This is a genomic window from Pseudomonas sp. CFBP 5748 (assembly GCF_053850495.1).
In genome coordinates, this window is sequence record NZ_JBSPTN010000012.1 from 38,047 (window position 1) to 63,484 (window position 25,438).

At 59.3% G+C, this 25,438-nt stretch carries 20 protein-coding genes and 1 tRNA gene; 18 read left to right on the top strand and 3 right to left on the bottom strand.

What is annotated here, in order from left to right:
* Window positions 1–51 precede the first annotated feature (51 nt).
* The 7 genes from apaG (at window position 52) to ACWNZ1_RS23390 (ending at window position 8,128) form a co-directional block, all read left to right on the top strand.
* Window positions 52–432, top strand: coding sequence for a Co2+/Mg2+ efflux protein ApaG (gene apaG / locus ACWNZ1_RS23360; protein WP_135847465.1), 381 nt, complete (start codon window positions 52–54; stop codon window positions 430–432).
* Entirely contained in the window at window positions 432–1,307 is an 876-nt protein-coding gene (locus tag ACWNZ1_RS23365; RefSeq protein ID WP_135847466.1) for a symmetrical bis(5'-nucleosyl)-tetraphosphatase, read from the top strand. Before apaG ends, ACWNZ1_RS23365 begins: the two co-directional genes overlap by 1 nt.
* A gap of 33 nt (window positions 1,308–1,340) precedes the next feature.
* Window positions 1,341–1,670: a thiosulfate sulfurtransferase GlpE gene (gene glpE / locus ACWNZ1_RS23370; protein WP_135847467.1), complete on the top strand. Its 330-nt coding sequence runs from the start codon at window positions 1,341–1,343 to the stop codon at window positions 1,668–1,670.
* A gap of 299 nt (window positions 1,671–1,969) precedes the next feature.
* Complete coding sequence (locus ACWNZ1_RS23375) at window positions 1,970–3,892, top strand: PrkA family serine protein kinase (RefSeq protein WP_135847468.1); 1,923 nt, start codon at window positions 1,970–1,972, stop codon at window positions 3,890–3,892.
* A 112-nt stretch (window positions 3,893–4,004) separates the two neighbouring features.
* The gene (locus ACWNZ1_RS23380) at window positions 4,005–5,276 is read left to right on the top strand and encodes a YeaH/YhbH family protein (RefSeq protein WP_025215799.1); all 1,272 of its coding nucleotides are present in this window, start codon (window positions 4,005–4,007) and stop codon (window positions 5,274–5,276) included.
* A complete protein-coding gene (locus ACWNZ1_RS23385; RefSeq protein ID WP_135847469.1) occupies window positions 5,273–6,838 on the top strand; it encodes a SpoVR family protein in 1,566 nt (521 codons plus the stop codon). Before ACWNZ1_RS23380 ends, ACWNZ1_RS23385 begins: the two co-directional genes overlap by 4 nt.
* 63 nt (window positions 6,839–6,901) lie before the next feature.
* Window positions 6,902–8,128 carry a multifunctional CCA addition/repair protein gene (locus tag ACWNZ1_RS23390; protein ID WP_135847470.1) on the top strand — a complete coding sequence of 409 codons (1,227 nt, stop codon included), beginning with the start codon at window positions 6,902–6,904 and terminating at the stop codon, window positions 8,126–8,128.
* 151 nt (window positions 8,129–8,279) lie between these two features.
* Here the strand turns inward: ACWNZ1_RS23390 and folK are convergent, their stop codons facing one another.
* Both folK and folB read right to left on the bottom strand, forming a co-directional pair.
* On the bottom strand, window positions 8,280–8,795 hold the full coding sequence (folK, locus tag ACWNZ1_RS23395; RefSeq protein WP_135847471.1) for a 2-amino-4-hydroxy-6-hydroxymethyldihydropteridine diphosphokinase: 516 nt from the start codon (window positions 8,793–8,795) through the stop codon (window positions 8,280–8,282).
* A complete protein-coding gene (gene folB, locus ACWNZ1_RS23400; protein ID WP_039590767.1) occupies window positions 8,786–9,139 on the bottom strand; it encodes a dihydroneopterin aldolase in 354 nt (117 codons plus the stop codon). Before folB ends, folK begins: the two co-directional genes overlap by 10 nt.
* 74 nt (window positions 9,140–9,213) lie before the next feature.
* Here folB and plsY point away from each other — a divergent pair, with 74 nt between their 5' ends.
* The gene (plsY, locus tag ACWNZ1_RS23405) at window positions 9,214–9,783 is read left to right on the top strand and encodes a glycerol-3-phosphate 1-O-acyltransferase PlsY (protein WP_135847472.1); all 570 of its coding nucleotides are present in this window, start codon (window positions 9,214–9,216) and stop codon (window positions 9,781–9,783) included.
* 8 nt (window positions 9,784–9,791) lie between these two features.
* On the opposite strand, the gene tsaD is transcribed toward plsY, so the two are convergent.
* Window positions 9,792–10,817 (bottom strand): tRNA (adenosine(37)-N6)-threonylcarbamoyltransferase complex transferase subunit TsaD, encoded by a 1,026-nt coding sequence (gene tsaD, locus ACWNZ1_RS23410; protein WP_256453849.1) that lies wholly within the window; start codon window positions 10,815–10,817, stop codon window positions 9,792–9,794.
* Between the two features lie 199 nt (window positions 10,818–11,016).
* Here tsaD and rpsU point away from each other — a divergent pair, with 199 nt between their 5' ends.
* The 10 genes from rpsU (at window position 11,017) to ACWNZ1_RS23460 (ending at window position 25,289) form a co-directional block, all read left to right on the top strand.
* Complete coding sequence (gene rpsU / locus ACWNZ1_RS23415; protein ID WP_002551877.1) at window positions 11,017–11,232, top strand: 30S ribosomal protein S21; 216 nt, start codon at window positions 11,017–11,019, stop codon at window positions 11,230–11,232.
* 481 nt (window positions 11,233–11,713) lie between these two features.
* The gene (gene dnaG, locus ACWNZ1_RS23420) at window positions 11,714–13,672 is read left to right on the top strand and encodes a DNA primase (RefSeq protein ID WP_135847474.1); all 1,959 of its coding nucleotides are present in this window, start codon (window positions 11,714–11,716) and stop codon (window positions 13,670–13,672) included.
* 67 nt (window positions 13,673–13,739) lie between these two features.
* Window positions 13,740–15,587, top strand: coding sequence for an RNA polymerase sigma factor RpoD (rpoD, locus tag ACWNZ1_RS23425; protein WP_135847475.1), 1,848 nt, complete (start codon window positions 13,740–13,742; stop codon window positions 15,585–15,587).
* 123 nt (window positions 15,588–15,710) lie between these two features.
* Window positions 15,711–19,454 (top strand): bifunctional diguanylate cyclase/phosphodiesterase, encoded by a 3,744-nt coding sequence (locus ACWNZ1_RS23430; RefSeq protein WP_135847476.1) that lies wholly within the window; start codon window positions 15,711–15,713, stop codon window positions 19,452–19,454.
* A 15-nt stretch (window positions 19,455–19,469) separates the two neighbouring features.
* Window positions 19,470–19,546: transfer RNA gene (locus tag ACWNZ1_RS23435), tRNA-Ile, on the top strand.
* A 180-nt stretch (window positions 19,547–19,726) separates the two neighbouring features.
* Window positions 19,727–20,656 (top strand): pca operon transcription factor PcaQ, encoded by a 930-nt coding sequence (gene pcaQ, locus ACWNZ1_RS23440; protein WP_256453850.1) that lies wholly within the window; start codon window positions 19,727–19,729, stop codon window positions 20,654–20,656.
* Window positions 20,657–20,783: 127 nt separating this feature from the next.
* Window positions 20,784–21,503, top strand: a complete 720-nt coding sequence (gene pcaH, locus ACWNZ1_RS23445; protein ID WP_135847478.1) for a protocatechuate 3,4-dioxygenase subunit beta — start codon at window positions 20,784–20,786, stop codon at window positions 21,501–21,503.
* A 12-nt stretch (window positions 21,504–21,515) separates the two neighbouring features.
* Window positions 21,516–22,118: a protocatechuate 3,4-dioxygenase subunit alpha gene (pcaG, locus tag ACWNZ1_RS23450; RefSeq protein WP_135847479.1), complete on the top strand. Its 603-nt coding sequence runs from the start codon at window positions 21,516–21,518 to the stop codon at window positions 22,116–22,118.
* Window positions 22,119–22,433: 315 nt separating this feature from the next.
* Window positions 22,434–24,791 (top strand): hypothetical protein, encoded by a 2,358-nt coding sequence (locus ACWNZ1_RS23455; protein WP_280944499.1) that lies wholly within the window; start codon window positions 22,434–22,436, stop codon window positions 24,789–24,791.
* Window positions 24,792–24,827: 36 nt separating this feature from the next.
* Window positions 24,828–25,289, top strand: a complete 462-nt coding sequence (locus ACWNZ1_RS23460) for an Lrp/AsnC family transcriptional regulator (protein WP_018607342.1) — start codon at window positions 24,828–24,830, stop codon at window positions 25,287–25,289.
* Window positions 25,290–25,438 lie beyond the last annotated feature (149 nt).

Genomic DNA, 25,438 nt, shown 5'->3' on the forward strand with positions numbered 1-25,438 from the left:
TGATCTCATCAGCCACGCCCGCGTCCCGCTTCGTTTTTAAGGCCTTTTTGCATGCCCGATCCTCGCTACCAGGTCGACGTCAGCGTCACCACCCGTTTTCTGGCAGAACAGTCGCAACCCGAGCACAACCGTTTCGCCTTCGCCTACAGCATTACCGTGCGCAATAACGGCTCTTTGCCAGCCAGGCTGCTGTCGCGGCACTGGGTCATCACCGACGGCGATGGGCATGTCGAAGAAGTGCGCGGTGAAGGTGTGGTGGGTCAGCAACCGTTGATCGAGGCCGGCAAAAGCCACAGCTATAGCAGCGGGACGGTGATGACGACCAAGGTCGGCACCATGCAGGGCACCTACCAGATGCTGTCCGAGGACGGCAAACGCTTCGACGCCATCATCAAGCCCTTTCGCCTGGCGGTGCCCGGAGCCTTGCACTGATGGCCACGTATGCGGTCGGCGACCTGCAAGGTTGCCTCGACCCGCTCAAATGCCTGCTGGAGCGCGTCGCCTTTGACCCGCAGAAAGACACGCTGTGGCTGGTGGGTGACCTGGTCAACCGTGGCCCGCAATCCCTTGAGACCTTGCGCTTCCTCTATAGCATCCGCCAATCGCTGGTCTGCGTGCTCGGCAACCACGACCTGCACTTGCTGGCCGTCTGGCAGAACATCGAGCGCCTGAAGAAATCCGACACCTTGAGCGAAATCCTCGACGCCCCCGATTGCGTTGAACTGCTGGAATGGTTGCGCCAGCAAAAACTCATGCACTACGACGAACAGCGCCACGTGGCGCTGGTTCATGCAGGCATCCCGCCCCAATGGTCCCTGCGCAAGGCACTCAAATGCGCCGGCGAGGTCGAACAGGCGTTGCGCGACGACAACCTGTTCACCCCGTATCTGGATGGCATGTACGGCAACGAACCGGTCAAGTGGAGCAACGACCTCACCGGCGTGGCCCGTCTTCGCGTCATCACCAATTATTTCACCCGGATGCGCTTCTGCACCCGCGAGGGCAAGCTTGATCTCAAGAGCAAGGAAGGTATCGAGACTGCCCTGCCCGGCTACGCCCCTTGGTTCAAGCACAAAGAGCGCAAGACCCGTAACCTGAAAGTCATTTTCGGTCACTGGGCGGCGCTGGAAGGCCAATCCGACGAGCCCGGAGTGATCGCCCTCGATACCGGCTGCGTATGGGGCAGCGCAATGACGCTGATGAACGTCGACACCGGTGAGCAACTGCGTTGCGATTGCGACGAGCAGGGCCATGCAACTCCCCATCACCCGACCACCGCACCACTGCCGGCGAGCACCACCGTTTAGTTGGCGCCGCGCTGCAGGCTACAGGAGCTTTATATGAGCGAATTCAAGCGTATCCCCCCGGAACAGGCCCAGGCTCTGCGTGAACAAGGCGCCGTCGTCGTCGATGTACGCGATCCCCAGACCTATGCGGCTAACCATATCCCGGGCTCGACACACCTGGATAATCTTTCCATCGCCGACTTCATCCGTGCCGCCGATCTCGATGCGCCTACCGTCGTGGTCTGCTATCACGGCAACTCCAGCCAGAGCGCCGCCGGCTATCTGATCAGCCAAGGCTTCAGCGACGTCTACAGCATGGACGGCGGTTTTGAGTTGTGGCGCACGCTTTATCCTGCAGAAATAGCCCAAGGCAATCAGGAATAATTTTTTATGTCGCCCAAGCCCGCGTGAACCGTGGGCTTGGGCGCTGGCAGACGAACGGTCTGCCACAACTAATTACGCATTCCACCTTTACCTCTCCGATTCCGAACTATCCTTAGCCTCAGGCCATCCAAAACAGGGGAGAGCCGGTACACCGGCGCACGGGTCATCGGGAGTAAGCTTTCAGGAGCCTGCATTCTTGAAAGCATTCTGGGGGGTAAACGGCAGTTGGGTTCCCAGCGGCTGTCCAGCATCGACTGATTGATCCGCCACCGGCTCCACGTATCGAGCGAGGTGACGTCATGAGTATTTTTAGCCACTTCCAGCAACGTTTCGAGTCCACGCGGCAGGAGGAATACTCGCTGCAGGAATACCTCGAACTCTGCAAGCAGGACCGCAGTGCCTACGCATCGGCTGCAGAGCGTCTGTTGCTGGCAATCGGAGAACCGGAACTGCTGGATACCTCAGCCAACTCGAGGCTTTCGCGGATTTTCTCCAACAAGGTGATTCGCCGCTATCCGGCCTTTGAGGACTTCCACGGGATGGAGGAATGCATCGACCAGATCGTGTCCTATTTCCGCCACGCCGCCCAAGGCCTGGAAGAGAAGAAGCAAATCCTCTATCTGCTCGGCCCCGTAGGTGGCGGTAAATCGTCCCTGGCCGAAAAGCTCAAGCAACTGATCGAAAAAGTGCCCTTCTATGCAATCAAGGGCTCTCCGGTATTCGAATCGCCCTTGGGGCTGTTCAATGCCACCGAGGACGGGGCGATCCTCGAGGAAGACTTCGGCATCCCACGCCGCTACCTCAGTACCATCATGTCGCCATGGGCCACCAAGCGCCTGGCCGAGTTCGGCGGTGACATCAGTCAGTTCCGGGTGGTCAAGCTCTACCCGTCGATTCTTAACCAGATCGCGGTGGCCAAGACCGAACCGGGGGATGAAAACAACCAAGATATTTCGGCCCTGGTGGGCAAGGTCGATATCCGCAAGCTGGAAGAGTTCCCGCAGAACGACGCCGACGCCTACAGCTATTCGGGCGCACTGTGCCGGGCCAACCAAGGCTTGATGGAATTCGTCGAGATGTTCAAGGCGCCCATCAAAGTCCTGCACCCCTTGCTGACCGCCACCCAGGAAGGCAACTACAACAGCACCGAGGGCCTGGGGGCCATCCCGTTCACCGGTATCCTGCTGGCGCACTCCAACGAGTCGGAATGGCATACCTTCCGCAACAACAAGAACAACGAAGCCTTCATCGACCGGATCTACATCGTCAAGGTGCCGTACTGCCTGCGCGTCACCGACGAGGTGAAGATCTACGACAAGCTGCTGTTCAACAGCTCGCTGTCCAAGGCTCACTGCGCGCCTGACACGCTGAAGATGCTCGCCCAGTTCACCGTGTTGTCGCGCCTCAAGGAGCCGGAAAACTCCAACATCTATTCGAAGATGCGGGTGTATGACGGCGAAAACCTCAAGGACACCGATCCGAAGGCCAAATCGATCCAGGAATACCGCGACAACGCGGGGGTCGACGAAGGCATGAACGGCCTGTCTACACGTTTTGCGTTCAAGATCCTTTCCAAGGTCTTCAACTTCGACCCCCACGAGATCGCCGCCAACCCGGTTCATCTGCTGTATGTGCTGGAGCAGCAGATCGAGCAGGAACAGTTCCAGGCGGAAACCCGCGAGCGCTATCTGCGATTCCTCAAGGAATACCTGGCCCCGCGCTACATCGAATTCATCGGCAAGGAAATCCAGACTGCCTACCTGGAGTCCTACAGCGAGTACGGCCAGAACATCTTCGACCGCTACGTGCTGTACGCGGACTTCTGGATCCAGGACCAGGAATACCGCGACCCGGAAACCGGCGAAATCCTCAACCGCGTGGCGTTGAACGAGGAACTGGAAAAAATCGAGAAACCGGCCGGGATCAGCAATCCGAAGGATTTCCGTAACGAAATCGTCAATTTCGTGTTGCGCGCCCGGGCTAACAACAACGGCAAGAACCCAACCTGGCTCAGCTATGAAAAGCTGCGGGTGGTGATCGAGAAGAAAATGTTCTCCAACACCGAAGACCTGCTGCCCGTCATCAGCTTCAACGCCAAGGCCAGCAAGGAGGACCAGCAAAAACACAACGACTTCGTCACACGCATGGTCGAACGTGGCTACACCGACAAACAGGTACGGCTGCTCTCCGAGTGGTATCTGCGGGTCCGCAAATCGCAATAAGCAGCGGCAGGTTTCTAGCGACAGGCTGCAGGGGACAGCCGTTGAGCCAAGGCTCGACAGCGCATCCCTTGTGGCTTGGAGCTGACGACTTGAAGCTTCCCCGGAGGGGCCTATGAGCTATGTGATCGACCGACGCCTTAATGGCAAGAACAAGAGCACGGTAAACCGCCAGCGGTTTCTGCGGCGTTACCGTGATCACATCAAGAAGGCCGTGGAAGAGGCGGTCAGCCGGCGTTCCATTACCGACATGGAACATGGCGAACAGATCAGTATTCCTGGCCGCGACATCGACGAGCCGGTGCTTCACCATGGCCGCGGCGGCAAACAGACCGTGGTGCATCCGGGCAACAAGGAATTCACCAGCGGCGAGCACATTCCCCGCCCGCAAGGCGGCGGTGGTGGCAAGGGGCCCGGCAAGGCCGGCAACTCCGGCGAAGGCATGGACGAGTTCGTCTTCCAGATCACCCAGGAGGAGTTCCTCGAGTTCATGTTCGAGGACCTGGAGCTGCCGAACCTGGTCAAGCGCAACCTGACCGGCACCGACACCTTCAAGACCGTGCGCGCCGGTATCAGCAATGAAGGCAATCCTTCGCGCATCAATATCATCCGTACGCTTCGTTCGGCCCACGCCCGGCGTATTGCGCTATCGGGCAGCAGTCGGGCCAAACTGCGCGAGGTCAAGGAAGAGCTGGCACGCCTCAAGCGCGAAGAACCCGACAATTTCGGCGACATTCAAGACCTCGAAGCGGAAATCGAGAAACTCAGCGCGCGCATTCATCGCGTGCCGTTCCTCGATACCTTTGACCTCAAGTACAACCTGCTGGTGAAACAGCCCAACCCCAGTTCCAAGGCCGTGATGTTCTGCCTGATGGACGTGTCCGGCTCCATGACCCAGGCCACCAAGGACATCGCCAAGCGGTTCTTCATCCTGCTGTACCTGTTCCTCAAGCGGAACTACGACAAGATCGATGTGGTGTTCATCCGCCATCACACCAGCGCAAGGGAAGTGGACGAAGAAGAGTTCTTCTACTCCAGGGAAACCGGCGGCACTATCGTTTCCAGCGCCCTGAAACTGATGCAGGAAATCATGGCTGAACGCTATCCAGCCAACGAATGGAACATCTACGCGGCCCAGGCGTCCGACGGTGACAACTGGAACGACGATTCGCCAATCTGCCGTGACATCCTGATCAACCAGATCATGCCGTTCGTCCAGTACTACACCTACGTGGAAATTACTCCACGCGAACATCAGGCGTTGTGGTACGAATACGAACGCATTGCCGAAGCTTTTTCCGACACATTTGCCCAACAGCAACTGGTCTCGGCCGGGGATATCTACCCGGTCTTCCGTGAACTCTTCCAGCGCAGGTTAGTGACATGACCGCCAAAAAAGAGCAGAAGCGCCAGCCCATCTCCACCGGCTCCGAATGGACGTTCGAGCTGATCCAGGCCTACGACCGCGAAATCAGCCGTATCGCGGACCGTTATGCCCTCGACACCTACCCGAACCAGATCGAGGTGATTACCGCCGAGCAAATGATGGACGCCTACGCGTCGGTCGGCATGCCGCTGGGGTATCACCACTGGTCCTACGGCAAGCACTTCCTCAGCACCGAAAAATCCTATAGCCGCGGCCAGATGGGGCTGGCCTACGAGATCGTGATCAACTCCGACCCGTGCATCGCCTACCTGATGGAAGAAAACACCATCTGCATGCAGGCCCTGGTGGTGGCGCATGCCTGCTACGGCCACAACAGTTTCTTCAAAGGCAACTACCTGTTCCGCACCTGGACCGATGCCAGTTCGATCATCGATTACCTGGTGTTCGCCAAGCAGTACATCATGCAATGCGAAGAACGCCACGGCATCGACGCGGTGGAGGATCTGCTGGATTCCTGTCACGCCCTGATGAACTACGGCGTGGACCGTTACAAACGGCCTTATCCAATTTCTGCCGAAGAAGAACGCCGGCGCCAAAAGGACCGTGAAGAGCACCTGCAAAAGCAGATCAACGATTTGTGGCGCACCATTCCAAAAGGCGCCGACAAGTACAGCGAAAAAGACAACGCGCGCTTCCCTGCCGAACCGCAGGAAAACATCCTCTACTTCATCGAGAAACATGCGCCACTGCTGGAGCCATGGCAACGGGAAATCGTGCGCATCGTGCGCAAGATTGCCCAGTATTTCTATCCGCAACGCCAGACCCAGGTCATGAATGAGGGCTGGGCCACGTTCTGGCATTACACGCTGATGAACGACCTGTACGACGAGGGCCTGGTGACCGACGGCTTCATGATGGAGTTTCTGACCTCCCACACCAGCGTGGTGTTCCAGCCCGGCTTCGACAGCCCGTACTACAGCGGCATCAACCCTTACGCATTGGGCTTTGCCATGTACCGCGACATCCGGCGCATGTGTGAACACCCCACCGAAGAGGATCGCCGCTGGTTCCCGGACATCGCCGGTTCGGATTGGTTATCGGCCATCAAATTCGCCATGAGCAGCTTCAAGGACGAGAGTTTCATCCTGCAGTACCTCTCGCCCAAGGTGATCCGCGACCTGAAACTGTTCAGCATTCTCGATGACGACCAGAAAGATGACCTGCTGGTGCCTGCCATCCATGACGAAAGCGGTTATCGCGTCATCCGCGAAACCCTGGCTGCGCAATACAACTTGGGCAATCGCGAACCCAACGTGCAGATCTACAGCATCGACCGTCGGGGAGATCGCTCTCTGACCCTGCGCCATCAGGCCCACGACCGAAAACCGCTGGGTGACTCCACCGATGAAGTGCTCAAGCACCTACATCGTCTCTGGGGCTTCGACATCCACCTGGAGACCTTGCAGGGTGACCAAGTGATGAAGACTCATCATGTGCCGCCCCGAACCGAACAAGCCGAAGGAGACTATGGCCGCCTGGACTTGGCCGTCATTCACCTTTGATCCCGTTTTCACCTCCGAACGTCCGGCGCAAAGGTTATCCTGTCGGACCAACGGAGGTTTTTTATGCAGATTTATAAAGTCGGCGGTGCCGTTCGCGATCGCCTGCTGGGCATCCCTGTCACCGATATAGATCGGGTTGTGGTGGGTGCCACCGCCGAGGAAATGCTCGCCAACGGATTTCGCCCCGTGGGGGCTGATTTCCCGGTGTTCCTCGACCCGAAGACCGGCGAGGAGTACGCCCTGGCCCGTACCGAACGCAAAAGCGGTCGTGGCTACGGCGGCTTCGTGTTTCATGCCAGCCCTGAAGTGACCCTCGAAGAAGACCTGATCCGCAGGGACTTGACGATCAACGCCATGGCCGAAGACGACCACGGCAATCTGACCGATCCGTATCATGGCCAGCGCGACCTCGAAGCCCGCATACTCCGTCACGTTTCTCCCGCTTTCGCCGAAGATCCACTCCGAGTCCTGCGAGTTGCCCGTTTTGCCGCGCGCTATGCTCCGCTGGGTTTCAAGGTCGCGGACGAAACCCTTGAACTGATGGGCCAGCTCAGCGATTCCGGCGAATTGGAAGCATTGACGGCCGAACGCAGCTGGAAAGAAATTTCCCGCGCACTCATGGAAAACCAGCCGCAAGTGTTTATCCAGGTCTTGCGCGACTGCTCGGCCCTGAAGGTCTTGATGCCCGAGGTCGATGCGCTGTTCGGCGTACCGCAGCCTGAAGCCCATCACCCGGAAATCGACACAGGCTTGCACACCCTGAGCGTGCTGGAACAGGCAGCGTTGCACCAACAGCCCCTGACGGTCCGCTGGGCTTGCCTGCTGCATGATGTGGGGAAAGGCCTGACACCCGAACACGAATGGCCGCGCCACATCGCTCACGAGCACAAGGGATTGAAACCGATCAAGGCGGTCAATGAGCGCTTCAAGGTGCCGCGTGACTGCCAGGAGTTGGCGTTATTGGTCGGCCAGTACCACACCCATGGTCATCGTGCGCTTGAGCTAAAGGCTTCTACCTTGCTTGAGCTGCTGCAGAGCTTTGATGTGTACCGTCGACCTCAGCGCTTCGAGGAGTTCATCGCGGCCTGCGAGATGGACGCACGGGGACGCAAGGGGCTTGAAGAGAGAAGTTATCCACAGGCTGATTATCTGCGGGGTGCGGCAGCAGCGGCTCGGGGGGTGGCGGTGCAGCCCTTGCTGGAGAAAGGCTTCAAGGGGCCGGAACTGGGCGAGGCGATCAAGCGTGAGCGCCTCAGGGCACTGAAAGCGTACAAGGACGCGGCAAACTGACGGAAGTCATGGGGCGGCTTGCATCTTCGCTGGATGTGCCACCGCCATCGCGAGCAAGCTCGCTCCCACAGAGGGCTTCAGTCGAACACAAGGCATGTGCCCGCTGACAATCAATGCGGGAGCGAGCTTGCTCGCGATGGCGGCCGGCGCCTCACAGATTCGACGGCGTAAGCTGCTGGCCTCGCCACTCAAAAGCCACCGGCGCCAGCACCTGATCAATCTGCGACTCATCCCACAAAGCGGCAAAACTTTTGCCTACGCCAGGATGAATCCGATCCGGCGCGATCAACGACAGCGGCCACAGAACAAAGGCGTTCTTGAGGATTTCGGCGCGAGGCAGAATCAGTCCGTCGAAGTTGCCCACCTGCTCGCCATACAACAACACGTCGATATCCAACGGCAAACCTTTGCGGTCCGGCGCATAACGACCGTTGTCCGCCTCGATGAACTTGAGGCGACGGTCCAGCTCCATCAGCGGCAGATCCGTGAAGGCCGATACGACAAAATTGAAGAATGGACCGCTCTTGATCCCCACCGGCTGGCTCTCGAACACGGCCGAACAGCGTATGTCCACGAGGAAACCAGCAAGGGCTTCAAGACCTGCACGCAAATGGGTTTCGCGCTCGATATTACTGCCGAGCCCGAGAAAAACCTGAGTCAGCGACATCCGCGCTCGATCTCCACGCCAACACCGCTGGCCGCCGGCACGGCACCGGGCTTGGTCACTTTCAGACGCAGCCAGGTGATCTTGAACTCATCCATCAGCTCTTGGGCCAGTCGTTCGGCAAAGGTCTCGACCAACTGGAACTGCGCCTGCTCGGCAAACGCCTGGATACGCGACGATACGCTGGCGTAGTCGAGCGCCAGGGTCAGGTCATCGCCTGCGGCGGCCGGGCGGTTATCCCAAGCGAAACTCAGATCAAGCCGCAGACACTGTCGGATGCCTCGTTCCCAGTCGTAGGCACCAATTACCGTGTCGACTTCCAGGCCCTCGATAAACACTCTGTCCAAGCACTCTTCTCCGCAGCACGACAAGGGCGCAATGCGCCGTTAGAATCAGGGCGTCCTCGCCCGGAATAGTTAGCATGTTTTGGTTACTGGCGATTCTCGCCTACCTGCTCGGCTCGCTGTCCTTTGCCATTTTGCTCAGCCGCCTGACCGGTCGCCCGGATCCGCGAATGAGTGGCTCAGGCAATGCCGGCGCCACCAACATGCTGCGCCTGGCCGGACGTAAACTCGCCGTCCTGACCCTGCTTGGCGACCTCTGCAAAGGTCTTTTCCCGGTATTGATCGCCAGCCTTGCAGGGCTCTCGTTGCAGCAACAGGCCTGGATCGGCGTGTGCGCCGTTATCGGCCACCTGTTTCCGCTGTACTTTCGCTTTCGCGGCGGCAAGGGTGTCGCCACCGCTGCCGGCATGCTGCTGGGCCTGTATCCGCCCGCCGCCCTGCTGGCTGTCTGTGCCTGGCTGCTGACGTTCTACCTGACCCGCACCAGCTCGCTGGCCGCACTGATTGCCACACCGCTGACCCTGCCGCTACTGGCCTGGCAGGAACCGGCGGCGTTGCTACCGATGTCAGCACTGGTTGCACTGATCGTCTGGCGCCACCGGGGCAATCTACGCGACCTGTTCGCCGGGCGCGAACGGCATTTTTAAAAGACGCTTCACAGCGGCGACAACTGCTCCATGGGCCAGCGCGCCTGCACGCTGATCGCCAGGCTTTCATGCTGGCCAGCCTGCAGGCGCTGACAGCCGGCAAAAGCAATCATCGCGCCGTTATCGGTACAGAACTCCGGCCGAGCGTAGTAAACGTCGCCCTTCATGTCGCCGAGCATTTTCTCCAGCGATACCCGCAAGGCCTTGTTCGCACTCACGCCACCCGCGATCACCAGGCGCTTGAGACCGGCCTGCTTCAGGGCACGCTTGCACTTGATGGTCAAAGTCTCCACCACGGCCTGTTGGAACGCCAGCGAGATGTCGCAACGGGCTTGCTCACTGTCGTCCCCGGCGCTTACACATCGCTGCCAAGTGTTCAGGGCAAAGGTTTTCAGGCCGCTGAAACTGAAATCAAGACCCGGCCGGTCGCACATCGGACGCGGAAACACGAAACGCCCTTCAACACCTTGAGCTGCAAGCCGCGCGATTTCCGGTCCGCCAGGATAATTGAGGCCCATCATTTTCGCGGTTTTGTCGAAAGCTTCACCGGCGGCATCGTCAAGGGTTTCGCCCAGGAGCTCGTATTGACCGATTCCATCGACCCGAACCAACTGCGTATGGCCGCCAGACACCAACAAAGCGACGAACGGAAATTGCGGTGGTTGTGGCTCCAGCATGGGCGCCAGCAAGTGGCCTTCCATGTGATGCACGCCAAGGGCCGGGATGTCCCAGGCAAAGGCCAGCGCCTGGGCGCAGGAAGCGCCTACCAGCAGCGCCCCCACCAGCCCCGGACCCGCAGTGTAGGCGATGGCATCGATCTCTGTCGGCACACTGCCGGCCTCGGCCAGGACCTGGCGGATCAAGGGCAGCATACGCTTGACGTGATCGCGGGAGGCAAGCTCGGGCACCACGCCACCGTAGGCGCGATGCAGATCGATCTGGCTAAACAGCGCATCGGCCAGAAGACCGCGCTCACTGTCGTAAAGTGCAACGCCGGTTTCGTCGCAGGAGGTTTCTAATCCCAGTACTAGCATGGGTTTGCGCCTTGTAGAGGCTGAATTCGAAGGCGCGCATAATAGTCGCCGCGTTGTGCCCCGACCAGCGGTTTTCGATCAGAGGCTTTGCATTCCGAGCGATGAGGGGTTAACATCCGCAACCCTTAAAAACCGACGTCTTCAAGTGCTCTTTTGCCGCGAGGATGTTGACCCCGGTAATGAATGAAGGTAGCTCTGGATGCCAGCCGTCAAAGTAAAAGAGAACGAACCCTTCGACGTAGCTCTGCGTCGTTTCAAGCGCTCCTGCGAAAAAGCCGGTGTTCTGGCTGAAGTTCGTAGCCGCGAATTCTACGAGAAGCCGACTTCCGAGCGTAAGCGTAAAGCAGCAGCCGCTGTTAAGCGTCACGCCAAGAAAGTTCAGCGCGAACAGCGCCGCGCCGTACGTCTGTACTAATACACAGACGTCCGTAGCAAGCTTCTGCCAAGCCCGGCCTTCAAGCCGGGCTTATGGCATTTGCGGAATAACGCTTGATGCTTCACCGTCAAAGCCGCAGACGCGACCGAGACAACCTGCTTCACCACGTCAGACCTGGCTCTTTTGCCAGCGGTGCACGTCTCTTCTGACGAGCCTTCCAAGGCTACTGACGAGCACACCCCTGATTCCTCTAACGACGATCAGCCCAAGGCACCTGCTTGCGTGCCCGCTTTATGAGCTATCCGAGGCCTGACCGGCCGTTACCGGACTCAGCGCAACACATTCAAACAGTCGAATACTGATAGTTATTAACGTCAGTGGATTATCGGCAGATACACTTCCCGACAGCGATGATGCAGACGACCCGGTCGAGCCACCGTTTTACCGTGCCTCAAGACCCAGAGTCGGTTACGCCTGCTGATTTCGGGTCCATATTTCGCGCAGTGATGATGAGAACGCCATGGCCGGGCTGATTCCCCAGAGCTTTATTGACGACCTCCTGAACCGCACCGACATCGTCGACGTGGTCAGCTCTCGCCTGCAAATGAAGAAAGCGGGCAAGAACTACACCGCCTGCTGCCCGTTTCACAAAGAGAAAACCCCCTCCTTCAGCGTCAGCCCCGACAAACAGTTCTACTACTGTTTCGGCTGTGGCGCTGGCGGCAACGCCCTCGGCTTCATCATGGACCACGACAACCTGGACTTCCCCCAGGCCGTCGAAGAACTGGCCAAAGCCGCCGGCATGGAAATTCCCCGCGAGGAAAGCGGTCGACAGCACAAACCGCGTCAACCAACCGACTCGCCGCTCTATCCGCTATTGACTGCGGCGGCCGACTTTTATCGCCAGGCCCTCAAAAGCCATCCGGCACGCAAAGCGGCGGTGGACTACCTCAAGGGCCGTGGCCTGACCGGCGAAATCGCCCGGGACTTCGGTCTCGGCTTCGCCCCGCCCGGCTGGGACAATCTCTATAAGCATCTAAGCAGCGACACGCTGCAGCAACGCGCCATGATCGACGCTGGCCTGCTGGTCGAGAATGCCGAAACCGGCAAACGCTACGACCGCTTCCGCGACCGGGTGATGTTCCCGATCCGCGACACCCGCGGGCGAATCATTGCCTTTGGTGGCCGGGTACTGGGCGACGACAAGCCCAAGTACCTGAACTCCCCGGAGACCCCGGTATTTCATAAAGGCCAGGAACTCTACGGCCTGTACGAGGCGCGCAAAAACAACCGCAACCTCGACGAAATCATTGTCGTCGAAGGCTACATGGACGTTATCGCCCTGGCCCAGCAAGGGCTGCGCAACGCCGTCGCGACCCTGGGCACGGCCACCAGCGAAGAACACATGAAGCGCCTGTTCCGCGTGGTGCCCAACGTATTGTTTTGCTTTGACGGCGACCAGGCCGGCCGCAATGCCGCCTGGCGCGCACTGGAAGCCACCTTGCCGTGCCTGCAGGATGGGCGCAGGGCACGCTTTCTGTTCCTGCCCGAGGGCGAAGACCCGGACACCCTGGTGCGTTCCGAGGGCACCGATGCGTTCCGTGCGCGGATCAACCAGCATGCGCAACCGTTGGCCGATTATTTTTTCCAGCAGTTGACCGAAGAAGCCGATCCGCGCTCCCTCGAGGGCAAGGCCCACATGGCCACCCTCGCGGCACCGCTGATCGACAAGGTACCCGGTGCCAACCTGCGCACATTGATGCGCCAGCGCCTGAGCGAAATCACCGGCCTGAACAGCGAAGCGGTCAATCAATTGGTCCACAGCGCCCCCCAAGAGGCGCCGCCGGCTTACGACCCGGGCATCGACTACGACGCGATGCCAGATTTCGCCGACTATCATCAACCCCAGCAGGACTATGCGCCGCAGCAGGAATGGACGCCGAAAAAACCCGGCAGCGGCGGCAAGAAATGGGACAAAAAACCCTGGGACAAGAACGGCAAGCGCGGCGATCGTGACCAGCCACGTGCCCCGCGCGTGCCGGCCGCCGTCGAACCACCAACACTGGCCGCCCTGCGCACTTTACTGCATCACCCGCAACTGGCTGGAAAAGTCGAGGACGCCGGGCACTTCGCCGCCGAGGACCACAGCAATACGCAATTGCTGGTCGCACTCCTTGAAGCCGTGCAGAAGAACCCCAAGCTAAACTCCTTCCAGTTGATCGCGCGCTGGCACGGCACCGAGCAGGGACGCCTGTTGAAGGCCCTGGCCGAGAAGGAATGGCTGATTGAAGGAGACAACCTTGAACAACAGTTTTTCGACACCATTACTAGCTTGTCCGCCCGCCAACGCGAGCGAAATCTGGAACAACTTCTGCGAAAAGCTCGCCAGAGCGAGTTGACCAGCGAAGAGAAAAACCAATTGCGCGACTTACTCAGCCGCAATGTTTGCGCATCAAACCCGACCTCAACTGGCGCGTGAGGTCACAGCTCAGGTATAATCCTCGGCTTGTTTTTTGCCCGCCAAGACCTTCAGTGGATAGGGTGTTATGTCCGGAAAAGCGCAACAGCAGTCTCGTATCAAAGAGTTGATCCTATTGGGTCGTGAGCAGGGCTACCTGACTTACGCGGAGGTCAACGACCACCTGCCGGAGGATATTTCAGATCCGGAACAGGTGGAAGACATCATCCGCATGATCAACGACATGGGGATCAACGTATTCGAGGTTGCTCCAGATAAGGATGCCCTTATGCTGGCCGACGCCGATACCGACGAGGCGGCCGCTGAAGAAGCGGCCGCAGCGTTGGCAGCGGTCGAGACCGACATTGGTCGCACCACCGACCCCGTGCGCATGTACATGCGTGAAATGGGTACGGTAGAGCTCCTCACACGCGAAGGCGAAATCGAAATCGCCAAGCGTATTGAAGAAGGCATCCGTGAAGTGATGGGCGCAATCGCGCACTTCCCTGGCACGGTTGACCATATTCTCTCCGAGTACACCCGCGTCACCACCGAAGGTGGCCGCCTGTCCGACGTCCTGAGCGGTTACATCGACCCGGACGACGGCATTGCGCCGCCTGCCGCCGAAGTGCCGCCGCCGATCGATGCGAAAGCCGTCAAGGCCGACGACGACACCGATGACGACGACGCCGAAGCCAGCGACGACGAGGAAGAAGCCGAAAGCGGTCCGGACCCGGTCATCGCTGCACAGCGTTTCGGTGCTGTGGCCGACCAGATGGAAATCACCCGCAAGGCGCTGAAAAAGCACGGTCGCAACAACAAGCAGGCGATTGCCGAGCTGTTGGCACTGGCCGAGCTGTTCATGCCAATCAAGCTGGTGCCCAAGCAGTTCGAAGGCTTGGTGGAGCGTGTTCGTAGCGCCCTGGATCGCCTGCGTCAGCAAGAGCGCGCGATCATGCAACTGTGCGTGCGTGATGCCCGCATGCCGCGTGCCGATTTCCTGCGTCAGTTCCCTGGCCACGAAGTCGACGAGAGCTGGACCGATGCACTGGCCAAAGGCAAAAGCAAATACGCTGAAGCCATTGGTCGCCTGCAACCGGACATCATTCGTTGCCAGCAGAAACTGAGCGCACTGGAAACCGAAACCGGCCTGAGCATCGCCGAGATCAAGGACATCAACCGTCGCATGTCGATCGGCGAGGCCAAGGCCCGCCGCGCGAAGAAAGAGATGGTTGAAGCGAACTTGCGTCTGGTGATCTCTATCGCCAAGAAGTACACCAACCGCGGCCTGCAATTCCTCGATCTGATCCAGGAAGGCAACATCGGCCTGATGAAGGCGGTGGATAAGTTCGAATACCGTCGCGGCTACAAGTTCTCGACTTATGCCACCTGGTGGATCCGTCAGGCGATCACTCGCTCGATCGCCGACCAGGCCCGCACCATCCGTATTCCGGTGCACATGATCGAGACGATCAACAAGCTCAACCGTATTTCCCGGCAGATGTTGCAGGAAATGGGTCGTGAACCGACTCCGGAAGAGCTGGGCGAACGCATGGAAATGCCTGAGGACAAGATCCGCAAGGTACTGAAGATCGCCAAAGAGCCGATCTCCATGGAAACCCCGATCGGTGATGACGAAGACTCCCATCTGGGTGACTTCATCGAAGACTCCACCATGCAGTCTCCGATCGATGTCGCCACCGTTGAGAGCCTCAAGGAAGCGACTCGCGAAGTACTCTCCGGCCTCACCGCTCGTGAAGCCAAGGTACTGCGCATGCGCTTTGGCATCGACATGAATACCGACCACACCCTTGAGGAAGTTGGTAAACAGTTCGATGTCACCCGTGAGCGAATTCGTCAGATCGAAGCCAAGGCGTTGCGCAAATTGCGCCACCCGACGCGAAGCGAGCATCTGCGCTCCTTCCTCGACGAGTGACCCTCAAACCCCCGGCCCTGCCGGGGGTTTTGTTATCTACAGATAAAATCCCCCCGTGCTGTCCCCCCGCCCTATTGCCCGTCTACACTCGAAACATCCTCCCCAAGCCATGATGAGACACTGATGCCCAGACTGACGGCCGCGCTTTTGCTGTCATTAATAACCTGGACCGCAACAGCTGGCGCGTTGACGCTCACTGAAGAGGAGCTCCGCTGGCTCAAGGACCACCCCGACTTGCGCCTGGGTGTCGATGCCTCATGGCCACCGTTTGAATTTCGTGACGATCAGGGCCGCTATCAGGGCCTGGCCGCCGATTACGTCGATATCATCCGTGAGCGGCTGGCCATCAAGCTCACCCCCATCGAGCCGGTCAGTTGGACTGTAGTGCTGGAGCAGGCCGCACAGGGCAAGATCGACCTTTTGCCGGGCATCATGTCCACCCCCGAACGGCAGAATTACCTGGCGTTTACCCGCCCGTATCTCGATTTCCCAATCGTCATCCTGGCCCATCATGGCGGCGCACAGCCTCACAACCTCAAAGATCTCTACGGGCTGAAAATCGCCGTGGTGGAGAACTATGCACCCCACGAACTGCTGCGCAACCACCATCCCGACCTGAACCTGGTGGCGCTACCCAATGTCAGTTCAGCCCTGCAAGCGCTGGCAACCGATGAAGTGGACGCCGTGGTGGGCGATCTGGCCTCCAGTGTCTGGAGCCTGCGCCAGCTCAAGCTCGACGGCCTTTATGTCAGCGGGGAAACACCTTATCGCTATCAACTGGCAATGGGCGTCCCTCGGGACAACAAGATCCTGGTGGGCATCCTGGACAAGGTCCTGGCAGACATGAGCCCGGCCGAGATCACCGAAATCCAGGAGAAGTGGGTCGGCAATGTCCACGATTACCGCCAACTCTGGTCAGACTTGCTGCTTTACGGCCTGCCCGCGCTGCTCCTCTTGATCGGCGTGCTCGCAGTAGTGATTCGCATCAACCGTCGGCTCAGCTCGGAAATCGCCAGGCGAGTCGAGCTTGAACAGGAACTGCGCAGCAGCGAATACCACTACCGTGGGCTGGTGGAAAGTCTGTCGGCGATTGCCTGGGAAGCAAGGGTTAGCGATTTCACCTACAGCTACGTCTCCCCCCACGCCGAAGCGTTGCTCGGCTATCCCCTTGCCCATTGGCTGATTCCGGGGTTCTGGCGCAACATCATTCATCCAGCCGACCTGATCCGCGCCCAGACCTATTGCGACCATGAAGTGGCGGCGGGCCGAGACCACTGCATCGACTATCGCGTCATCACCGCCGACGGCCGCTGCCTATGGGTGCGTGACATTGTCAGCCTGATCGAGCACGGCCACGAACCCGTGATGCGCGGACTGATGATCGACATCAGTGAAGCCAAGCGCACCGAGGAAGCACTGCGCCTCTCGGAGCAGAAATTCGCCTCGGTGTTCCGCCAGTGCCCGGACATCCTGGTGATAGCGCGCCTGATGGACGGCTGCCTGCTGGAGGTCAACAAAGCCTTCGAAGAGCAGATTGGCCTGGGTGCCGCAGAGGTGGTGGGCCAGACCGCGACCGAACTGAATATCTGGGGCATCCAGGGCGTTGGCCCAAGCCTGTTGCAGCGTTTGCAGGCCGGGAGCATTCGCAATCTGGAAATGCCCTTTCGTCGCAGCAACGGCCAGGAATTCACCGGACTGATCTCCGCCGAACCCTTCGACCTCGACACGACGCCCGCCTTGGTCGTGGTGGTGCGTGACATCAGCCAGCTCAAGGAAACCCAGCAGCAATTGCAGACGTCCGAGGAGAAGTTCGCCAAGGCCTTCCACGCCTCCCCCGACGGCTTGCTGCTGTCCCGGCAAAGCGACGGCCTGCTGATTGAAGTCAACGAAGGCTTCAGCCGTATCACCGGCTTCAACAGCGCCCTGTCGGTGGATCGCTCCACCCTGGACCTGGGCATCTGGGTCAATCTCAACGAACGCAAACAGATGCTCGATCTGCTCAACCGCGACGGTTTCGTGAGGGATTTCAGCTGCCATATCCGCCGCAATGACGGGCAGATACGGCTCTGCGAAGTGTCCAGCCGTCCGCTGCCCATCGGTAATGACGACTGCATGCTGACCATCGCCCGGGACATCACCGAACGTCATCTGATGCAGGAAAAACTGCAACAGGCCGCCACGGTGTTCGAAAGCACCGCCGAGGGCGTCCTGATCACCGATACGCAGCAACACATCAGCGCCGTGAATCGCGCCTTCACTGAAATCACCGGCTACAGCGAAACCGAAGCCTTGGGGCATACGCCACGGCTATTGGCTTCCGGCCTGCATGACAGCGCCTTCTACGCCGCGATGTGGCACCAGTTGACGGCTGAGGGGCATTGGCAGGGGGAGATTTCCAATCGGCGCAAAAACGGCGAGCTGTACCCCAGTTGGCTGACCATCAGCGCGGTGCGCAATCGGGACCAACAAATTACCCATTTCGTCGCAGTCTTCGCCGACATCTCCAGCCTCAAGCACGCCCAGGCCCGGCTCGACTACCAGGCTCACCACGACCCGCTCACCGGCCTGCCGAATCGCACGCTGTTCGAAAGCCGCTTGCTGACGGCCCTGAACAGCCAGCAGGAAAATGGCGGCCAGGGGGCGGTGCTGTTCCTGGACCTGGACCGCTTCAAGCACATCAACGACAGCCTCGGGCACCCGGTCGGCGACCTGCTGCTCAAAGGCATTGCCGTGCGCCTGCGCGAACAGTTGCGCGACATTGACACCGTGGCGCGTCTGGGCGGCGATGAGTTCATCATCCTACTGCCAGGCCTGCAGCAGCCCAGCGATGCCGAGCATATTGCGCAGAAACTGTTGAGCTGTTTCGCCGCACCGTTCCAGGCCGGCGAACACGAATTTTTCATCAGCGCCAGCATCGGCACCAGCCTCTACCCCCAGGATGGCTGCGACGTCGCCACGCTGGTCAAGAATGCCGACGCGGCGATGTACCGCTCCAAGGCCAAGGGCCGCAACCGGGTGGAAAGCTACACCCGCGACCTCACCGCCCAGGCCAGCGAGCGCGTGGCGCTGGAACACGAGCTGCGGCGAGCGATTGAACGCAACGAGTTGTCACTGTCTTTCCAACCGAAAATCAGCCTTGCCGACAACCGACTGGTAGGGGCCGAAGCGCTGATTCGCTGGACTCATCCCACGTTTGGCGACGTGCCGCCTGAGCATTTCATCCCCCTGGCGGAAGAAAACGGCATGATTCTGCAAATCGGCGATTGGGTACTGGAGCGCGCCTGCCGGCAACTGTGCGAATGGAACGACGCTTACGACAGCCTTGGCCCCCTTTCGGTCAACCTGGCCGGAGCCCAGCTGCGCCAACCCAACCTACTGGGGCGTATCGAACAACTGCTGCGCGAGCACCAACTTGAACCTGGCCTATTGCAACTGGAAATTACCGAAAACTTCATCATGAGCCAGGCCGAAGAAGCCCTGACGGTACTGCACCAACTGAAAAAACTCGGCGTGCAACTGGCCATTGACGACTTCGGTACAGGCTATTCATCCCTGAGCTACCTCAAGCGCCTGCCACTGGACATCCTCAAGATCGATCAGTCCTTCGTCCGCGGCCTGCCCGACGACCCCCACGACGCGGCCATCGTGCGGGCAATCATCGCCCTGGGCCGCAGCATGCAATTCACCATCATCGCCGAAGGCGTCGAAACCTTGGCCCAGCAACAATTCCTGACCGAGGAAGGTTGCGAACAGATCCAGGGCTACATCGTCAGCCTGCCTCTGTGTGCCGAAGAGTTTGCCGCAACGTTTCTTCGTATGACCGTATCGGATTTTTCGGATAGCACAGCCGAGAAACCGTCGCTATAATCCGCGACCTACTGAGGGCCTATAGCTCAGTTGGTTAGAGCAGAGGACTCATAATCCTTTGGTCCACGGTTCGAGTCCGTGTGGGCCCACCATCTTGAAAGCCGCGCATTGCGCGGCTTTTGTGTTTTCGAGACGGCGGACTTTGCACACCCGGACGTCATGCACAGAGCAGACAGACAACCAAGGCTGATACTGTTGGAAAAGTAGCCCACGCGCGGCAACCGGCAGCACAAACACTGCGCATCCCAAGTACTTTGAAGGCAGCGACCCGAGTGAACATCGACACACGCATCAAATTCCGTCATCTGGTGTGTTTTCTCGAAGTGGCGCGTCAGGGAAGCCTGGCCCGTGCGGCAGACAAATTGGCAATCAGCCAACCGGCGCTTTCCAAGACGCTCAAGGAGCTGGAAACGTTGCTGGCTGCCGTGTTGTTCGAGCGAAGCAAGAAAGGGGCGACGCTGACGGAAGCCGGTGTAGCTTTTCTGCGATATGCGGGGCCGAGCGTGCAAGCGCTGCGCGAGGGGGTCAATAGCTTGCGCTCAGGTGTCCACGAGCCTGTTGTCCTTAGCGTTGGCGTGCTCTCCACGGTTGAAAGCCTGTTGATTCCGGAGGTTGTCTGTCGATTGCATGCTCGACATCCGGCCCTGGTGGTCAGTGTGGTGACCGGCCCCAGTGCGTACTTGCTATCGCAACTGCGCGTCGGGGAGCTGGACCTGGTGGTAGGCAGAATGACCGATAGCCCATTGATTCATGGGCTGGCGTTCGAACACCTCTACAGCGAATCCATGACCCTGGTGGTATGTAACAACCATCCCGTGCTCGCAAATCCACAGGGGCAAAAGAGCCTCGAAGACTATCCATGGGTACTTCCATTGGCGGGGACGACGATCCGTAAATTCGCCGACGCCCTGTTTGTGCAGCACGGTATCACCCCATCACGCCAGCGCCTGGAAACCCTGTCGGTCGCGTTGAGTCGACGCTACGTACAATGCAGCCAGGCCATCTGGGTAGCGCCTTTCGACGCTGTCCGGCAGGACTTGAGACAAGGCGCATTGGTGGAGCTGGAATTAGGGACGCGCGAACCAGGCGGTTCCGTGGGGCTATGCACAAATCCCGCGTTGCCGGTCACACCCCAGGCGCAGTGGTGCATGGAGGCCCTTCGCGAAGTCGGGAAGGAATACCTCGAAGGAAAATATCCATAACCATCCGGTTATGGATCAAGTCGGTTTTTTCAATTTTGGATTAGGTCGCGCAAGAGGAAACTGGGCTACCAGTCGCTGCCAACGCAGCACTTGCCTCTGACGATCCATAACAATAGGAAAAATCGACATGTCTGATGCGCATGACAGCCGCTTCGTCATTCGTGACCGTAATTGGCACCCCAAAGCCCTGACACCTGACTACAAGACTTCGATCCTGCGCTCACCACGCCAGGCCCTGGTGAGCATTCCCCAGTCTTTGTCGGAAACCAGCGGCCCGGATTTTTCCCACCTGAAAATGGGCCCGCACGATAACGATCTGCTGCTCAATTTCAATCACGGAGGCCTGCCCATCGGCGAACGCATCATCGTCGCGGGCCGGGTCTGTGACCAGTTCGGTAAGCCAATTCCCCATACGTTGGTGGAAATGTGGCAAGCCAATGCGGGTGGCCGTTACCGGCATAAGAAAGACAGTTATCTGGCACCGCTTGATCCCAATTTCGGCGGGGTCGGCCGCGCGCTGACTGACCGTGACGGCCACTACAGCTTCCGCACGGTCAAACCGGGTCCCTACCCATGGCGCAACGGCCCCAATGACTGGCGACCGGCCCACATCCACGTATCCATCAGCGGCCCATCCATTTCCACACGTTTGATTACTCAGCTGTATTTCGAAGGTGATCCGCTCATTCCCATGTGCCCGATCGTCAAGACGATCGCGAATCAGGAGGCGGTGCAAAGTTTGATCGCCAAGCTTGATATGAGCATGGCCAATCCGATGGATTGCCTGGCTTATCGCTTTGATATTGTTCTGCGCGGACAGCGCAAGACCCACTTCGAAAACCGCTGAGGAGGCATGCGAATGTCCGTTCAACTTCTGCCTGAAACCCCTTCGCAAACGGCCGGCCCTTATGTGCATATCGGTTTGGCACTGCAGGCGGCAGGCAATCCGCCGCGAGAACAGGAAGTCTGGAATGAAATGGCCAAGCGTGGCGCACCAGGTGAACACATCGTACTGATGGGCCACGTTTATGACGGTAACGGCCATTTGATTCGTGATGCGTTTCTGGAGTTCTGGCAGGCGAATCCAGAAGGCGTCTACGACACCGAATACAATCTGGAAAAGTCCTTCAACTGTTTTGGCCGGACGGCCACCGCCGATGATGGAGAGTGGATAATCAAGACCGTAAAACCCGGCACAGTGAAAAACGCCGCAGGTTTGCCCATGGCCCCGCATATCAACGTTGCCCTGTTTGCTCGCGGGATCAACATTCACTTGCAGACCCGCCTGTATTTCGACGACGAAGCCGAGGCGAACGCCGTGGACCCCATCCTGGGTCTGATCGAGCAGCCGCCACGTCGCGAATCCCTGATTGCCAGGCGCTCCACGTTGGATGGCACGTTGGTTTATCGGTTCGACATTCATGTGCAGGGTGAATCAGAAACGGTGTTCTTCGATTTTTAATCGCTACTTGCACCGTACTGGAACGTGAGCACTCGATATTGAGGAAGTTGTCTAGACGCCGGCGGCCCCTACAACCAGACCCATCCGGGTCTGGTTTTTTTGTCGAATTGAGCTTTAACTTTGATGCCCATAACAACTCTGGTAACCAGCCGCTGCCCCGCCCTTGTCCCTCTACTCACCTGCAGTAATACTCTGTGAAGTTCACAATCCTCACACCCAAGACCGCTCCGCTTCCTCACCGAGACGCCCATCATCGCCAGCCCCAGCCTCTCTAGACTGTTTCTTGACCTGTTCTGGCAACTCAGCATCCTGCTGGTGCCGGCCTTTTTCGTCACGCTGCTGCCACCTGTGCTGGCTTTATTGGTGGTGCTGTTCTTCGGCCTGCTGATGGGACTTGCCGCGCGTTTCGGCTTTTTATCGACGGCGCGAGGCGTTGCCCGGCTGATGATCGGCGCCGTGTTCGGCCTGGGCTTCAGCCTGGGCAGGGCCCTGCCCGAGTGGTGGGGGATCCTGGTGGCCATCGTCGGCATCATCGGCGGGCTCGCGTGCGTCAGTGCCTGGGAGCGGCGCCTGGGCTTGGTCGTGGTTTGCGCCAAAGGGCCGAGTGCCTGGGGAGGCAACGAGCCGCTGCTGACCCCGGAAGGCGAGCCGATCCGGGTGTTCAACCACAGTGAAATCGCAATGGGCGGCCCCACCTATTGCGATTATCTGTTCCCCGACGGTGTGCTCCTGCAAGGCATTGGCTCCTCGGCAGTGTTCTCCAGCGATGGACGTTATTTTGCTGCGCCAATACCGTCCCGGCAGAGCTGGGGCCTGGTGGTCCTTGATCGTCAGCAGCGCCAGCTGTACCGCTGTGCCGATAGCGAGCTCTGGGAGCTGGACACGTTTGATCTCGACGTATTGCGCGGTCGCCACAGTCCATTGGTGGACGACAGCGTTCGCGAAACCCGCCTCGATGAGCTGCTGCAAACGGCCAGCGTCACCCCTCTGGTGCCTGTCGCCGACCTATGGCTGGAATCCGGTTGGCATCCTGAGCAGACCTTTGAACGGCGCTCCGCTGATGGCCAGCAATGCCTGCAGGGCGATATCTCATTACCCTCGACCTTTCGTGACTTGGCCCAGCCACTGGATCCCCTGCTTTCGCCGCGCTATACCGTCAGCGTCAACGGGCAACCGTCCGACCTGCTGATGGCGGCAGACGCACCGCTGATATGGAGCACCGATCAACGCGCCCTGGTGTGCCTGGCCCAAGAGCAAGACAGTCAAACGGAGGGCGACCAGTATTGGTTGTGGCAGCTCGACACCGGCTGGCGCGTCCTGCCCTCGCCTTGGGTGAAGAGCGCCGCGGAACCGTCCTTCTACTGGCATGAACTGCTGGGCCTCGACGCCGACCATGTGCGTATCGGCGCGTACCTCGACTATCCGCGCCCAGGATCCGGCCGTTATGGCTATCGCCTGGACAGTATCCATGGCGATACCGAAACCCAGACCGGTCATGACGCCCAGGGGCGCGTGCAGGTCGGTGAGTTCAAGCTGACCCGCATGGCGATTGTGATGCCGCTGGACAGCAAGGGCCGGCGAGGCGATTCCTGTATCGAGACGCAACAACCGTTGCAGGGCGACGTGCGCGCTGTCCTGACCTGGCTCGGTGACAATCGCGAAGGCTTGGGTGGCTATCGCTGCAGGATCGGCGACTGGTCCTTGCCTGGAACCTGGTTGCTGGATCATCGAGTCTCCGAATGTGGGCGCTACCTGGCGCTGCTGCCCTTCGACGGTTCAACCACTGTTACTACCCACGCGGTGGTAGCAGACTTGCAGGAGCAACGCTTGCTGGAAGGACCTGCAATGTGGATAGAGCGAATACTCGACTTTCGCGATAGCCGGCTGAGCCTGGCGGTCGTTCAAGGTCGGCTGGATAACAATAGGGAAAGCAACCCATTGCAGCGATTCAACGTCGCCGCGCCGGAGGTTGGCAGTGACTCGCCCTTTTTTCGTCCAAACGAACAATCCCGACTGTTCTACAACACGGTGCAGTTGCAACCGACAGCGTCACAGCTCAGCACCGTCGAGCCTTGGCGCCTGGTGGACCGCCCACAAGCGGCCACCGCCGAGGGTGATTTCATCCAGCCTGCGCCGAATGATCAGGATGCCGCCTGGCTGTTCGGCAGCGAGACGGAATACGCCGACAGCTGGGTACGTGCCGGTACACCCCGTCTCGGCGGACACCTGCTAACGGCCTCGGGTTGCGCATTGGTTGATCTGGCACCCTCGATGACCTGGTCACCAAACGGCCGCTATCTGGCGCTGACCTGTATGGCAACCGATGTGGCAGAACAGTGTGGAAGCTACCGGGGCTGGCAATTGCTGTTCCTCGATGTCCAAGCGCATACGCTGCGGATACATCCGCAATGGTTGGGCAATCGGCCTCAGTTCGAAAGCTTCGACGAAGAACAAGTGCAGATACGGTGTTTCGAGCACGATTGGGAAACCGAAAGCAGCGAGGATCAAGGCTCGGTGCAGTCGTTCTTGCTGGACGCTCTGTTGCAATTGCCCGCTGAACAACTGATTTACCAGGAAGGTATCTGGCTCAGGTCGTCCCAGGCGGACCTCGCCTTTGCGTGGCACGCACTGGCGTTACCCGCCATTGGCTATTTCGAGCGCGTGAGCCTGTAACATGCTCGCCATCGATGCCTGCGCCGGAGCCCCCCTTTGACTGACACCCGCCCCCCCGTCCTCGACGAAATCGACCGGCAACTGATCGCGGCGCTGCAAATCAACGCCCGAGAAAGCGTCGCCATGCTTGCCCGGCAACTGGGTATCGCCCGCACGACCGTGACCTCGCGGCTGGCGCGCCTGGAAAAGACCAAGGTGATTACCGGATATGGCGTGCGCCTGGGCCAACGGGTGATTGACGGTGGCTTGCAGGCTTACGTCGGCATCAAGGTCCAGCCGCGCTCGGGCAAGGACGTGCTGCGACGCTTGAGCGCCATGGCCCAGGTGCAACAGCTGTGCGCGGTCAGCGGTGAGTTCGACTATGTCGCCTGGTTGCGCACGGACTCGCCGGAGCAACTGGACCAGTTGCTGGACCAGATCGGCAGCGTGGACGGCGTGGAAAAGACCACTACTTCGATCATCCTCAGCAGCAAGATCGATCGGGGCCAGCCCGTCTAGGCCCTACATAACTTAACCTGCGGGGGACGGGTTTCGTCATTACGCTTGATGAACAGATCAAAATGACTGGATTGCACTCAAAACGACGACATATTGTGTCTTATTAACGTGTCCCACCCTCCCTAGAATGGCTGGCATCTTTCCTATAC

Coding starts and splice junctions, on each gene's coding strand:
- ACWNZ1_RS23375 (WP_135847468.1), top strand. CDS start 1,970: ATGAGTATTTTTAGCCACTTCCAGCAACGTTTCGAGTCCACGCGGCAG.
- plsY (WP_135847472.1), top strand. CDS start 9,214: ATGTTTTGGTTACTGGCGATTCTCGCCTACCTGCTCGGCTCGCTGTCC.
- glpE (WP_135847467.1), top strand. CDS start 1,341: ATGAGCGAATTCAAGCGTATCCCCCCGGAACAGGCCCAGGCTCTGCGT.
- pcaG (WP_135847479.1), top strand. CDS start 21,516: ATGTCCGTTCAACTTCTGCCTGAAACCCCTTCGCAAACGGCCGGCCCT.
- apaG (WP_135847465.1), top strand. CDS start 52: ATGCCCGATCCTCGCTACCAGGTCGACGTCAGCGTCACCACCCGTTTT.
- pcaH (WP_135847478.1), top strand. CDS start 20,784: ATGTCTGATGCGCATGACAGCCGCTTCGTCATTCGTGACCGTAATTGG.
- ACWNZ1_RS23365 (WP_135847466.1), top strand. CDS start 432: ATGGCCACGTATGCGGTCGGCGACCTGCAAGGTTGCCTCGACCCGCTC.
- rpsU (WP_002551877.1), top strand. CDS start 11,017: ATGCCAGCCGTCAAAGTAAAAGAGAACGAACCCTTCGACGTAGCTCTG.
- rpoD (WP_135847475.1), top strand. CDS start 13,740: ATGTCCGGAAAAGCGCAACAGCAGTCTCGTATCAAAGAGTTGATCCTA.
- ACWNZ1_RS23430 (WP_135847476.1), top strand. CDS start 15,711: ATGCCCAGACTGACGGCCGCGCTTTTGCTGTCATTAATAACCTGGACC.
- tsaD (WP_256453849.1), bottom strand. CDS start 10,817: ATGCTAGTACTGGGATTAGAAACCTCCTGCGACGAAACCGGCGTTGCA.
- ACWNZ1_RS23385 (WP_135847469.1), top strand. CDS start 5,273: ATGACCGCCAAAAAAGAGCAGAAGCGCCAGCCCATCTCCACCGGCTCC.
- ACWNZ1_RS23390 (WP_135847470.1), top strand. CDS start 6,902: ATGCAGATTTATAAAGTCGGCGGTGCCGTTCGCGATCGCCTGCTGGGC.
- ACWNZ1_RS23380 (WP_025215799.1), top strand. CDS start 4,005: ATGAGCTATGTGATCGACCGACGCCTTAATGGCAAGAACAAGAGCACG.
- folK (WP_135847471.1), bottom strand. CDS start 8,795: ATGTCGCTGACTCAGGTTTTTCTCGGGCTCGGCAGTAATATCGAGCGC.
- dnaG (WP_135847474.1), top strand. CDS start 11,714: ATGGCCGGGCTGATTCCCCAGAGCTTTATTGACGACCTCCTGAACCGC.